Below are 12,245 nucleotides of genomic sequence, written 5' to 3'. Positions count from 1 at the left end.
ATGACGATACAAACGGCGACCCTCCCGACCAAGCAAATCAATCAAGGCAATTTTCTTGATACCCCGCAACTTGCTTCCGGCATTACGCGGTTCTGGCTGATCCGGCACGCGCTGGTTGAACAGAATGCCCGTATGAGCCTGTATGGCACGCTGGATGTGCCGCTTTGCCCAGACAGCCTGATCGCTCAACGTCCGATGTATGAGGCTCTGGCCGCGCGGCTCCCCAAAAAGGCGCAGTGGCTTGTCAGCCCCCTTTCCCGTACCCGCAAAACAGCAGAGGCCATTCAGGACGCCGGATACGGCCCAAGTGCTCTGACAGTTGAACCTGCTTTGATAGAGCAGAACCTTGGTGAATGGCAGGGTATGCCACATGGAGAGCTGCCGCAGCACTTACATCTGGCGGCACATCCTTTCTGGTCCGTTGCCGCCACAGAATGCCCTCCCAAAGGTGAGAGCATGATTGATGTGTGCGCCCGTGTAGGACGTGGGCTCGACCGTTTGGCAGAAACCTATGCCGGGCAGGATGTTGTTGCTGTAAGCCATGGGGGTGCCATTCGTGCAGCTCTGGCACATGCCTTGCGTATTCATGCTGAAACTGCATTGCATTTTTCTATCCAGAATATTTCTCTTACCATTCTGGAACGGCTGGAAGAAGGCTGGCGCGTGGTGACGGTAAATGAACTGCCCGGTATTTGATGTGGCAGATCTTGCATTATTCTGGATGCCTAAATGTCCAGGATAGTGCGGGAAGTTTTTGTAAAATATATTTCCTTGTAGAGACTTTTTTAAAACAGCCCTGACATTTTTTATGCGTGTATGCCGGGCATGGTTGAACCTGTTACAGGTAAAACAGTATGGGCGGTCAGGCACCAAAAGCTGGTTTCTCGTGCTTTGGTGTGAGGCCGTTAGAGGCTCCCCCTTTTTTCTCCCACGCACGAGGCCCATATCTTGCTCTGCCAAGGCTTTCGCATAAGGGCCTACGGGGAGAGAAAACGGAAAGCAGGCAAGGATGCGGGTTTTGCCGCAAGCCTGAACTGTTTATGTTGTGTTTATTGAGGGCCAAGCCCTTGCTTTCGTGTAATCCTGTTCAGGAGAAGTGTTCATGTCATCCTACCCCACAAGCCCCGGTGCGCTGGCCGTCACGGATGACCTGTTTTTCAAACGGCCCGAAGCCCTGTTGACGCGGGATGAAGCGGAAAGTCTTACCCGTCATGCTTTGGATGGGATGGATGACGGTGAACTGTTTCTGGAATACCGGGAAAGCGAAAGCATTGCTCTGGATGATGGCGTTATCCGCTCAGCATCCTTTGATACAAGCTGTGGGTTTGGGCTTCGCTCGGTTTTGGGAGAAGAAACGGGTTTCGCCCATTCTGATGACCTCAGCCGCTCCGCGCTAAAACGCGCAGCCGATGCGGTCAGTGCCGTGCGGGCAGGGCGCTCAGGCACGCTGGCTGCTCCGCCGCGTTCGACCAATACGCGACTCTACACGGAAGCCAACCCGCTGGGTGACAGCAACTTTGCGGCACGGTCGGGCCTGCTTTCCAAGATTGATGCGTATGCGCGCGGCAAGGATAGCCGGGTGGTACAGGTTATGGCCTCTCTGTCTGGTGAATGGCAGGCGGTGCAGATTATCCGGGCAGACGGGGTGCGTGTGGCCGATTTACGCCCGCTGGTGCGCCTGAATGTCTCAGTTGTGGTTGAGCAGGGCGGTAAGCGGGAAAGCGGTAGCCACGGTCTGGGTGGCCGTTATGAAATTAACCGTCTGTTGGAAGAGCCAACATGGCAGGGTGCGGTGGATGAAGCACTGCGTCAGGCGCTGGTTGCTTTGGAAGCCCGTCCGGCCCCTGCCGGGCAGATGGAAGTTGTGCTGGGTGCCGGGTGGCCGGGCATCCTGCTGCATGAAGCCGTAGGTCATGGGTTGGAAGGTGACTTTAACCGTAAGGGAACTTCGGCTTTTGCTGGCCTTATGGGGAAGCGGATTGCAGCCCCCGGCGTGACAGTGATTGATGATGGCTCCCTGCCTGACCGCCGCGGCAGTCTGACTGTGGATGATGAAGGCACACCAACCAGCCGGACTGTCCTGATTGAAGATGGTATTCTCACGGGGTATTTGCAGGACCGGCAGAATGCCCGCCTCATGAACATGGCCCCTACAGGCAATGGTCGCCGTCAGTCCTACGCGCATGTGCCACTCCCCCGCATGACCAATACGCTCATGCTGCCAGGTCAGGCTTCTACGGAAGAGATGATCCGGTCCATGAAACGTGGCCTGTATGCTGTGCATTTCGGAGGTGGTCAGGTTGATATCACGTCAGGAAAATTCGTGTTTTCCGCTTCGGAAGCCTATCTGGTGGAAGATGGAAAAATCACGGCACCAGTCAAAGGCGCTACGCTGATTGGGAGCGGGGCCGAGGCCATGACACAGGTTTCCATGATCGGGAAGGATATGGAGCTGGACCCCGGTATTGGTACCTGCGGCAAAGCGGGGCAGGGCGTACCAGTGGGCGTAGGGCAGCCAACGTTGAAAATGACAGGCCTGACCGTAGGTGGCACGGCCTGAACGGCTACAAAAGACAGCAAACACGATTGGGTCACCCGTGCCGTCATGCTAGAGCAAGGCCAGAGGGCCGCGCATAGCGCAGGTGCCGGGAAATAACAGGGTAAGAAAATGGTCGAGAACGGGTACACGAGTCCTTTCATGCAGGAAGCCGCTGCACGTGGCTTCCTCTTTCAGTGCACGGATGAAAAAGCACTGGATGATGCCATGGCAAAAGGGTCTGTGGCCGCGTATATCGGCTTTGATCCCACAGCAGACAGCCTGCATGTGGGAAGTCTTATCCAGATCATGATGTTGCGTTTGCTGCAAAAACATGGGCACCGCCCTGTGGCGCTCATGGGCGGTGGCACTGCCCGGATTGGGGACCCGTCTTTCCGGGAAGAAGCCCGCAGGCTGATGACGGAAGAGACAATCACAACCAATCTGGCCGGTATAGAAGGGTGCCTGCGCCAGTTTCTGGCGTTTGGGGATGCACCGTCAGATGCGGTTCTGGCCAATAATGCGGAGTGGCTGGACAAGCTGGCTTATATTGACCTGCTGCGGGATGTAGGGGTGCACTTCTCCATCAACCGTATGCTGGCGTTTGACTCGGTCAAGAGCCGTCTGGACCGCGAACAGGGTCTGACCTTTCTTGAGTTCAATTACTCCATCTTGCAGTCTTACGACTTCCGCGAACTGAACCGCCGCTATGGGGTTACGTTGCAGCTTGGTGGGTCTGACCAGTGGGGCAATATTGTCTCGGGTGTGGATCTGGTGCGCCGGACTGACCAGAAAAGCGTGATGGGCCTGACCACACCCCTTCTCACCACGTCATCCGGTGCCAAAATGGGCAAGACAGCTCAAGGTGCGGTCTGGCTTTCTGCCCAGCGTCTTCCAGTGTTCGATTACTGGCAGTTCTGGCGCAATACGGAAGATGCAGACGTAGGCCGCTTCCTGCGTCTGTTTACGGACCTGCCGCTGGATGAGTGTGCACGCCTGGAAGCGTTTGAGGGCGCGGATATTAACGAAGCCAAGAAAATTCTGGCAACAGAAGCCACAGCCCTGTGCCATGGGCGCGCCGCAGCGGAGGCCGCAGCGGAGGCCGCCCGCAAAACCTTTGAAGAAGGCCATGTTGCAGCGGCTGACTTGCCTGTCTACCACGTTGCGGCAGCAGAGCTGAGTGCAGGCATACCGGTTTTCCGTCTGTTGGCGGAATCGGGTCTTGTGAAAACCAATGGCGAAGCCCGGCGTTTGGTGCGTGGGGGCGGTGCGCGTGTGAACACCATTCCTGTGACGGATGAAAACCAACTGGTTACGCAGGCTGACGCGGTAGAGGGTGCCATTCGCCTTTCTTCGGGCAAAAAGCACCATATTTTGGTCAAAGCAGAGGCCTAAGCCCGATCAACTGTAACGCACGCCCGTATGGGGGAGAGGATACAATGAAACGCATACCCTTGCTGCTTTGTCTCGCTATGGTGGGTTCTCTCTCAGCGTGTGCTGGCCCGGTGGGGGGATATACCTCCTACCAGTATTCCGGCTACGGCCCGCGTTACGATGATTATTATGGGTACGGCCCAGGCTCTCGTTGGGGCTATGCAGACCGCCGGGTGCGGCCGCAGTTCACACGCCAGATGCCACCGGGCAGGCCGCCCGGTAATGGGCCACGGGATAACCGTGGGCCGGGACGCCCCTCAGACCATAATGGCTTTCGTCACAATGGAGGTGGCCCCGACCGTGGGCGGCAGAACGGGCCCGGTGGGCCCGGCGGTCCACGCTAGTTAGCCAAATTTTATAAAGAAAAGTCTTTTGGGGAAGGGATGCATCAGGTCGCATCCCTTTTTTAGTGGGGTAGACGGACGTTTTGGTTGGCACCGATTACACGTGACCAAAGACGCTACAAAGCCACCAGAAATTTCAAAATGTAGAGAATTTATGGTGCTGCTGGACAGGATTGAACTGTCGACCTCTCCCTTACCAAGGGAGTGCTCTACCACTGAGCTACAGCAGCTTTCTGGCGGGGTTCTAGCCTCTCACAGGCTCCGCCGCAAGTGTGTTTCTGCAAAAAGTGCAGAATTAATCATCGCGATGTGTTTTTTCCATCCGCTCATGCTGTTCCTGCGCCTCAATGGACAGGGTTGCAATGGGGCGCGCTTCAAGGCGGCGTAGGGCGATGGGCTCACCGGTTTCTTCACAGTAGCCGTAAGACCCGTTCTCAATGCGCTGAAGGGCAAGATTGATTTTGCCAATCAGTTTGCGGGCGCGGTCACGGGTGCGGAGTTCAAGCGCACGGTCCGTTTCTACGCTGGCACGGTCGGTAATATCGGCTTCATGGATCCCGCCTTCAGACAGGCTGGCAAGGGTATCGCCTGCTTCTTTCAGCAGCTCGGCACGCCATTTGAGAAGTTTCTGTCTGAAATATTCCGTCTGAAGAGAGTTCATGAACTCTTCGTCGTCTGACGGGCGATAGTCGGGCGGTAAAGTAATCATGGTCGTTATCAGCCTTTGCAATGACAGAAGCACTGCCTTGAAAGAATGCGCGGCTTATAGCGGTGGTAGAACAATACGCCAAGAAGATAATGCATTACTCAGGCAAGAAAACGCATTTGAGTTTTATAATCACGTTTACCTGAGCAGCAATATGTCTGTTTTATTAAGACTTAAAGGAAATATTTATGTCTGTTTTTCAGATATGGGGCATGCATTAACGGTTGCTGGGGCATCCGCATTCGCCTTGCTTTCCGCCAAAAGCCAACCAGCGAACAGAAAAATCCATCCCGCTGTTGGAAAGGTAAAGAAAGCACTTGTTGAGGTAATGGGCCACAAAACCGTGCAGCACATCACCAGCAACATAGCCTGTTTGGAATGTTGGATGGGGTTAAGGCGTTGCCAGCCCGCGCGTAACCAGAAAAAAATCAGTGCACAAAAAGCAAAAAGGCCCGGCAACCCTGCTGTTGTCGCAATTTGAAGGTAATAGTTGTGCGGGTGAATATTGCATCCCAGCGGTGCAGGACTTTCAAGTGAAGGCAGCCCCACAAGTGCCGGCACATTACTTTGCAGGCTCAGATGGCAAAAATTCCGGAATCCATCCATCCCCAGCCCTAAAACAGGGTGGTTAAGAACCATGATGGTGGCTTTTTTAAACAGCTGTCCGTAATCACTGGTTGAAAAATGCTGAAGCTGATCTGAAAATTTGATGACCAGCTTGGCATAAGTGGGCGGGGAAAGCAGCGGCAGGCTGATAAGGGCGGCTATCATGCCTAAAATGACCCCAACAAATGGCCAGCGAAACTGCCGCACCATCAGGGCTGTCAAAAACAGGCCAAACATCATCAGAACGGTACTCATGCGCTGCCCGATAAAGACCATGGTCAACACGGAAAGCAGCAGAAGGGCAACGCCTGCCAGCTTTGCTACACAACTCCGCCTTTTCAAGGCGTACAGCACCACCGGCATAATACCGGGGAAGAAAAGCATGAGAAACGTAAAGCCTGCACGCGGTTTTATAAACGGACCGGTCAGGGAGCCATCCAGCCAGGCTGGAGCCCCAATAAGGTTTGTTCCGGTAAAATACTGTTCCCAGCATTGGCTTATCAGCCACACTGCCAGAAGCAGAAACACGCCACTAAGAAGAAGGCGCCGGTTATTGCGGGTCAAAACCCAGTTTTCTGTAGCCGCAGTAATCAGGAACAAGCGTGGCAGGCAGGCTGCCTGCGCAATAGCTCCCATGTTCTGCATATGCACAGAAGAAATAAGGCTTAATGCGCAGAGAGCAGCGGCAGCCAGCACCCAAGGCTTGCGTAACCACTGCCACTGACCAGTTAGTCCAGACTGGAGTAAAAAAAGACACCCCAGAACAGTCGCAGTAATATCGCAAAGCGCCCGACTGAAGAACATGAAAAACGGCAGAAGCATTGTGCATAATACTGCGCAAACGCTGAGCGAAGCACAAAACCGGTTTTTCCAGTGTGCAGAAGGGTGCTGTGTATCCATTACAAAGAGGTCATAGACGCCTGCCTTGGCCAGAAAAAGGCACAAAGCAGGGAAACGACAGTTTTTTAGAAAGGAATTTCGTCGTCCAGGTCGTTATTGCCACTGGGGGCGTCCCACCCGCCAGATGCATTGCCACCGCGTGAGGGGGTATTCTGGCGCGGGGCCGAGCCACCACCAAAGTCATCCCCACCGCGCTGACCGCCGCCGTAACCACTATTCCCGCCGCCATAGCTGCCGCCGCCGTAACCGCCGCCACCATAGCCACCACCACCGCCTTGCTCATCATCGCCACCAGCGCGGCTATCAAGCAAGACCAGTTCACCGCGGAAGCGTTCCACAATCACTTCAGTTGTGTAGCGTTCCTGCCCGGATTGGTCGGTCCATTTGCGGGTCTGCAACGCCCCTTCAAGGTAAACCTTGCGGCCTTTGCGCAGAAAACGCTCCGCAACATCAGCCAGACGATCATTGAAAATCACCACACGGTGCCATTCTGTCCGCTCGCGGCGTTCACCAGACTGCTTGTCGTTCCAGGTGTCACTTGTTGCCAGCGGGAAGGACACAATTTTCATGCCGCTCTGGCTGGTGCGGGCTTCCGGGTCTTTGCCCAGGTTACCGACCAAAATAACTTTATTAACGCTGCCAGCCATTAGTGACCCCGTTTCATCGTGTTTCTATTCATAAAAGAGTGTCTGACCGTTTAGCGCACCCTGCCTACTCCTGCCAGCCTTCTGTTGGGAGCAGGCGCAACAAATCGGATTTATAGCCGCCACACGGAAAGGCGCGCTGCACCATGTTTGCGCTCAGCCAGTAGAACGCCTGCATAAGCCGGAGGCGGAACAGGCTCCCCGTCCACGCTATCAGGAGCCATAGGGCCAGGGTTGGATAGGTCCGCAAGTGGCAGGGCCTCATCTGCGGCGGTTTCAATAACAGCCAGTGCGCCGTCAGCAACCCAACCCTGTGCAGCAAGGGCCGCCAGCGTGCGGGCGGGAAGACCCTGCCGGTAAGGAGGGTCTATAAAGATCAGGGAGCAGGCTGTTCTTGCTCGTGGTGGTTTTGTAACATCACGCGGCAGGACGGTGCAGGTCTCTTTCCAGCCACAGCCTGCAATATTGCTGCGTAAAGCGGCCAGGGCGGCACGGTCAGTTTCAAAAAAACTGGCGGACGCTGCACCGCGGGACAGGGCTTCCAGCCCCAGAGCGCCGGTGCCAGCAAAGGCGTCCAGCACATGGGCACCCGTCAGGACAGAGGCTCCCCCCCATGGTGCATGAAGCAGCATGTCAAACAGAGCCTGTCGCACCCGGTCTGCTGTTGGCCGCGTAGTGGCGCCCGCAGGGGCTACAAGAATACGGCCCTTTCTGGCCCCAGCAATAATACGCACGATTAGCCAGCATGGTGCGGTTTGCGTGGTGCAGGCCGTGCGCCGGTTTTTTCAGGCAAGGCTTTGGGAAGCTGGTCGCGTATCACGCGGCTCTGGACTTCTTCCAGTTCTCCACGCAGCAGCGTACCAAGCTGGAAAGGACCATAGCTGGTGCGGATCAGACGGCTGACATGCAGGTTCAGCCCCATCATAACCTTACGAATTTCACGGTTTTTGCCTTCACGCAGAGAAACCGTGAGCCACGCATTATCGCCCTTGCGGGAATCCAGCGCAGCTTCAATCGGGCCGTAACGCACGCCCTCAAAAACGCTGCCTTCTGCCAAAGACGCCAGACGTGCCTCGTCCACCACCCCGAAAACCCGTACACGGTAGCGCCGGATCCAGCCGTTGGAGGGTAGTTCCAGCCGCCGTGCCAGTTCACCATCATTGGTGAGCAGCAGCAGCCCTTCACTGTTCAGGTCAAGGCGGCCAACGCTGATCACACGCGGCATGCCTTCTGGCAGGGAGGCAAAGACGGTCGGGCGGCCTTCCGGGTCCTTGTGAGTTGTCACAAGCCCATCAGGCTTGTGGTAACGCCAGAGGCGGGTACGGTCGGGGGCGGATACAGGTTTGTTATCAACCTGCACAATGTCCCCATCCGTTATAAAGGTTGCGGGATGCGTTACCGGCTGGCCGTTCAGCTTGATGCGGCCTTCTTCAATCATCCGCTCTGCATCGCGTCGGCTGGCAACCCCGGTGCGGCCAAGCCATTTGGCAATGCGCTCTCCGCGCGGTTCCTGCGTCACACTTTTTCTCCTGCCGCCTGAACAAAGGCGTTAAAAATCTTACGGTCTGAGGGGTCTATGCCAAATTCCGGGTGCCATTGCACCCCAAGGCAAAATCGGTGGGTAGGGTCTTCAAGGCCTTCAATAATACCGTCTTCTGCCACAGCGTTAATCCTGGCGCGACCAGAGGTGCGAACAGCCTGATGGTGAGAGGAGTTCACCGCCATAGACTGCGTTCTGGTTATGTGTGCCAAAAGGGTGTCGGGCGTTATGCTTACAGTGTGGCTGGCCTCATCACGCGGGTTAGGCTGCTCGTGGGGCAGGGCCTCAGGGCACGACTCGGGAATATGCTGGATGAGTGTGCCCCCCAGTGCCACAGCAATAAGCTGCATGCCGCCGCAAATTCCCAATACGGGCAGGTTCTGGTGCAAAGCGGCGGAAAGGTAGGCAAGTTCTGCCTGAGTACGGCGCGGGCGGAGGGACACGGTGTCATGGCGCTGGGTCTCGCCATATAAAGCCGGGTCAATGTCAAATGCACCGCCGGTAATCAGTAGCCCATCAAGGTGCGGCATATAGTCGGCCGCCAGTTGCGGAAAAAGAGGGACCGCAACCGGTAGTCCCCCTGCCGTTGTGACCGCAGACATGTAGTTTTCCCGCAAGGCATACCACGGGAAACGGGAATATCGGTCTTCACCACCGGCCTCGTGGTCAAGCGTAATACCAATAACAGGGCGGCGTGCGGTCATGGGTGAGCAGTCTTGAACCGGAAAAGGCTAATAAGGTCCTGCTCACTGCCATAGAGCCAGTGGTTTTGCACGTTTATTATCAGTATCAGGGACAGACTGTTCCCGTATGTCGTACAGGCAGGCGTTGAATCAGCCCGTCAGAACTGAAGAATACTGGGCAATATGCGTTCTGCCCTGCGCAAGGTCAGGTGTTGCACCGCGGTCAACAACTGACAGACCAAGACCAATGGCAGCAGCTGCCAGGATGAGAGTGAGACTGTGCATCGAACTGATCCCTTCGCGCTTGAATAGGCTTGGCGCATGACGCTGTGTTACAAAAGCAATCATGGCATCTCTGTGGCATGATGGCAGGGATTTTCGCGCAATTGCAAGGAAAAACGCTGCCTTATTTCAGGCATAATGCATCAAAAGGCCAAGCGTTGCGTGAGGAAGGAAATATTTTGTGAAAATTAACTCATGACAAGCGGCATGACGCAGGCCATCGCCTTGGCCCATGAGGCCGCACGTGCGGGTGAGGTTCCGGTAGGGGCTGTGGTGACAGGGCCGGATGGGGCGATTCTGGCGCAGGCCTACAACCATGTTGAGACGTGGCAGGACCCTTCTGCACATGCGGAAATGCTGGCTATGCGCCAAGCCGTTGCCCTGCGCGGCGGGCAGAAGCTGGGTGACTGTACGTTGTTTGTCACCCTGGAGCCTTGCCCGATGTGTGCCGCCGCCATAACGCATTTCCGGGTGGGGCGGGTTGTGTTTGGGGCCTATGACCCCAAGGGCGGCGGTATGGAGCACGGCCCCAGAGTGCCGTACCGGCCTGAAACCCTGCATAAGCCGGAAGTTATTGGTGGTGTACGGGAGCAGGAATGCGCGGCCCTGCTCAAAGACTTCTTTACGGCCCTTCGCCATCAGAAAAATACGGACAAACTTTAAAGGGCGGACTTTTGTTTTAACAGCAGGAGAACCATCTTATTGCCATAGGCGTTTGCTCTATAACCACAAGCCTCTTGCTGACTGGGCGGGAGTAAGGTGTCATAGGGCCGCGCCTGGGTGGGAAAGCCCCAGCCAGACAACGCAAGGAACAGTCGGAAACGTGATGACGGGAAAATCTGTGTCAAAATTTTTCGGGCGGTCTCGCCGCACTACCCTTATGGCCGTCATGGCCGGTGCAGCTTTGGTGGCAGAAGGCGGGGCAGGCGTTGGGTCTGCTATCATGCTCTCCCATGCTGCACATGCACAGGATGCTGCCGGAGCCATTAAGCCAAGCGGCCCCAGCCAGAAACTCCCGGACTTTGTCGGGCTGGTCAAACAGGTCAAACCTGCTGTTGTGTCTATTACATCCACCATCAAGGCCAGTGCGGTCGAGGGTGAAGAAGGTGGCATGGGCGGCGGTGGCGGTTTTGGGGGGGGTATGCCATTCCCGTTCCCATTCCCGTTCCAGATGGCACCCCAGCAGTCCCACCAGATGATTGAGGCACGAGGCTCAGGCTTCCTTATCTCTGCCGATGGGTACGTTGTTACCAACAACCATGTAGTCAAAGGGGCTACCAAGGTTACGGTAACGCTGGACGACGGCACGACCCTGCCGGCCAAGGTTATTGGCCGTGATGGCAAGACCGATCTTGCGCTTCTCAAAGTCACCTCGTCCCAGAAGCTGCCGTTTATTGAGCTGGGTGAGTCGGAAGATGTGCAGCCCGGCGAATGGGTCGTTGCCGTAGGCAACCCTTACGGTCTGGGTGGCACGGTCACTGCGGGCATTGTGTCCGCGCGTGGGCGTGACATTAACGAAGGCCCCTACGACAACTTTATTCAGATTGACGCGCCAATTAACCGTGGCAACTCCGGCGGCCCCCTCTTTACGCAGGATGGCAAGGTTGTTGGGGTTAACACCGCAATTCTGTCTCCCTCAGGCGGCGGGTCCATCGGGATTGGTTTTGCTATTCCGTCCGATACGGTGCGCAGTGTCACTGACCAGATTCGCAAAACCGGGCATGTGGTCCGGGGTTACCTTGGCGTAAACGCTCAGGTTATCTCTCCCGCCATGTCCAAGGCTCTAAACCTGCCAGCTACGGCTGACGGTGTGCCGCCTGCAGGGGCGCTGATCGCCAGTGTCAGCCCAGACAGCCCCGCCGAGAAGGCCGGCCTGAAATCTGAGGACGTGATTACCGCGTTTAACGGCCAGAAAGTTGCGTCTCCGCATGATCTTGCTGTGCGCGTTGCGTCCATCGCTCCGGGCACGGATGTCAAGCTGGACTATATTCGTGGTGGCAAAGCGCAGAACCTGACGCTCAAGATCGGCAATCTGGGGAAAGCCAGTAATGATGGCGGCGTGAGTGATGCAGCAGCATCTGGCCAGCATCTGGGTGTCTCCCTCGCTCCGCTGTCTAACGACCTCCGCCACCAGTTGGGTCTGAGCAATGCCGTGAAAGGGGTTGTTGTTAACGACATCCAGCCCGGCTCCCCCGCTGATCAGGCAGGCATCCGCCCTGGTGACGTTATTCAGGCAGTCGGTGGCCAGACCGTTGAAGCGCCGCGTGCTGCAGTGAGTGCTGTCCGGAGTGCTTTGGCGGCTAAAAAGCCAGTCCTGCTGCGTATCCTGCGGGATGGTCAGTCACTGTTTATCGCAATCTCTCCCGATGGGGGTGGCAGCGCGAACCAGCCTGATGACAATGATGATGACGATAACTGAGTAAGCCACCCTCTCAGGGTGGTGCTGTAAAACGCCGGGCCATTGGGGTCCGGCGTTTTTTTTGTTCTGGCTTCGTGCAAGAGAGGTATGAAATTTATTTAGCGGGTATGAACGCTCTATACGGAGAGGAAAGAGTTGTTTTTGTTAGGTT

At 56.2% G+C, this 12,245-nt stretch carries 13 protein-coding genes and 1 tRNA gene; 6 read left to right on the top strand and 8 right to left on the bottom strand.

Annotation, left to right across the window (positions count from 1 at the left end):
• The 4 genes from Abci_RS09320 (at window position 1) to Abci_RS09305 (ending at window position 4,314) form a co-directional block, all read left to right on the top strand.
• Window positions 1-696 carry a histidine phosphatase family protein gene (locus Abci_RS09320; protein ID WP_048838897.1) on the top strand — a complete coding sequence of 232 codons (696 nt, stop codon included), beginning with the start codon at window positions 1-3 and terminating at the stop codon, window positions 694-696.
• 406 nt (window positions 697-1,102) lie between these two features.
• Window positions 1,103-2,560 (top strand): metalloprotease TldD, encoded by a 1,458-nt coding sequence (gene tldD / locus Abci_RS09315; protein ID WP_048838896.1) that lies wholly within the window; start codon window positions 1,103-1,105, stop codon window positions 2,558-2,560.
• Window positions 2,561-2,668: 108 nt separating this feature from the next.
• Entirely contained in the window at window positions 2,669-3,931 is a 1,263-nt protein-coding gene (tyrS, locus tag Abci_RS09310) for a tyrosine--tRNA ligase (protein WP_048838895.1), read from the top strand.
• 44 nt (window positions 3,932-3,975) lie between these two features.
• The gene (locus tag Abci_RS09305) at window positions 3,976-4,314 is read left to right on the top strand and encodes a hypothetical protein (protein ID WP_048838894.1); all 339 of its coding nucleotides are present in this window, start codon (window positions 3,976-3,978) and stop codon (window positions 4,312-4,314) included.
• Window positions 4,315-4,469: 155 nt separating this feature from the next.
• On the opposite strand, the gene Abci_RS09300 is transcribed toward Abci_RS09305, so the two are convergent.
• From Abci_RS09300 to Abci_RS09265, 8 genes are all read right to left on the bottom strand, one after another.
• Window positions 4,470-4,544 (bottom strand) — tRNA-Thr (locus Abci_RS09300).
• Window positions 4,545-4,609: 65 nt separating this feature from the next.
• Entirely contained in the window at window positions 4,610-5,023 is a 414-nt protein-coding gene (gene dksA, locus Abci_RS09295) for an RNA polymerase-binding protein DksA (protein WP_048838893.1), read from the bottom strand.
• Between the two features lie 183 nt (window positions 5,024-5,206).
• Window positions 5,207-6,430, bottom strand: a complete 1,224-nt coding sequence (locus tag Abci_RS09290) for an O-antigen ligase family protein (RefSeq protein WP_244877636.1) — start codon at window positions 6,428-6,430, stop codon at window positions 5,207-5,209.
• Window positions 6,431-6,591: 161 nt separating this feature from the next.
• Window positions 6,592-7,173, bottom strand: coding sequence for a single-stranded DNA-binding protein (gene ssb / locus Abci_RS09285; protein WP_048838892.1), 582 nt, complete (start codon window positions 7,171-7,173; stop codon window positions 6,592-6,594).
• 110 nt (window positions 7,174-7,283) lie between these two features.
• Window positions 7,284-7,907, bottom strand: coding sequence for a 16S rRNA (guanine(966)-N(2))-methyltransferase RsmD (gene rsmD / locus Abci_RS09280; protein ID WP_181015846.1), 624 nt, complete (start codon window positions 7,905-7,907; stop codon window positions 7,284-7,286).
• A complete protein-coding gene (locus Abci_RS09275) occupies window positions 7,907-8,689 on the bottom strand; it encodes a pseudouridine synthase (protein WP_048838890.1) in 783 nt (260 codons plus the stop codon). The genes rsmD and Abci_RS09275 overlap by 1 nt, the downstream gene beginning before the upstream one ends.
• Window positions 8,686-9,414 carry a gamma-glutamyl-gamma-aminobutyrate hydrolase family protein gene (locus tag Abci_RS09270; RefSeq protein WP_048838889.1) on the bottom strand — a complete coding sequence of 243 codons (729 nt, stop codon included), beginning with the start codon at window positions 9,412-9,414 and terminating at the stop codon, window positions 8,686-8,688. Before Abci_RS09270 ends, Abci_RS09275 begins: the two co-directional genes overlap by 4 nt.
• A gap of 129 nt (window positions 9,415-9,543) precedes the next feature.
• Window positions 9,544-9,741, bottom strand: coding sequence for a hypothetical protein (locus Abci_RS09265; protein WP_048838888.1), 198 nt, complete (start codon window positions 9,739-9,741; stop codon window positions 9,544-9,546).
• A 141-nt stretch (window positions 9,742-9,882) separates the two neighbouring features.
• Between Abci_RS09265 and Abci_RS09260 the strand changes: the two genes are divergently transcribed.
• Window positions 9,883-10,338, top strand: a complete 456-nt coding sequence (locus Abci_RS09260) for a nucleoside deaminase (protein WP_371861389.1) — start codon at window positions 9,883-9,885, stop codon at window positions 10,336-10,338.
• 163 nt (window positions 10,339-10,501) lie between these two features.
• Window positions 10,502-12,094: a Do family serine endopeptidase gene (locus Abci_RS09255; RefSeq protein ID WP_048838886.1), complete on the top strand. Its 1,593-nt coding sequence runs from the start codon at window positions 10,502-10,504 to the stop codon at window positions 12,092-12,094.
• Window positions 12,095-12,245 lie beyond the last annotated feature (151 nt).

The sequence above is a fragment of the Acetobacter cibinongensis genome, from assembly GCF_000963925.1.
GTDB lineage: Bacteria > Pseudomonadota > Alphaproteobacteria > Acetobacterales > Acetobacteraceae > Acetobacter > Acetobacter cibinongensis.
The sequence above is the reverse complement of the archived record's forward strand: the minus strand, read 5'-3'. Positions and strand labels throughout refer to the sequence as shown.

Coding starts and splice junctions, on each gene's coding strand:
- Abci_RS09270 (WP_048838889.1), bottom strand. CDS start 9,414: ATGACCGCACGCCGCCCTGTTATTGGTATTACGCTTGACCACGAGGCC.
- Abci_RS09290 (WP_244877636.1), bottom strand. CDS start 6,430: ATGTTCTTCAGTCGGGCGCTTTGCGATATTACTGCGACTGTTCTGGGG.
- ssb (WP_048838892.1), bottom strand. CDS start 7,173: ATGGCTGGCAGCGTTAATAAAGTTATTTTGGTCGGTAACCTGGGCAAA.
- tldD (WP_048838896.1), top strand. CDS start 1,103: ATGTCATCCTACCCCACAAGCCCCGGTGCGCTGGCCGTCACGGATGAC.
- dksA (WP_048838893.1), bottom strand. CDS start 5,023: ATGATTACTTTACCGCCCGACTATCGCCCGTCAGACGACGAAGAGTTC.
- Abci_RS09260 (WP_371861389.1), top strand. CDS start 9,883: ATGACGCAGGCCATCGCCTTGGCCCATGAGGCCGCACGTGCGGGTGAG.
- Abci_RS09305 (WP_048838894.1), top strand. CDS start 3,976: ATGAAACGCATACCCTTGCTGCTTTGTCTCGCTATGGTGGGTTCTCTC.
- Abci_RS09265 (WP_048838888.1), bottom strand. CDS start 9,741: ATGATTGCTTTTGTAACACAGCGTCATGCGCCAAGCCTATTCAAGCGC.
- tyrS (WP_048838895.1), top strand. CDS start 2,669: ATGGTCGAGAACGGGTACACGAGTCCTTTCATGCAGGAAGCCGCTGCA.
- Abci_RS09320 (WP_048838897.1), top strand. CDS start 1: ATGACGATACAAACGGCGACCCTCCCGACCAAGCAAATCAATCAAGGC.
- Abci_RS09255 (WP_048838886.1), top strand. CDS start 10,502: ATGACGGGAAAATCTGTGTCAAAATTTTTCGGGCGGTCTCGCCGCACT.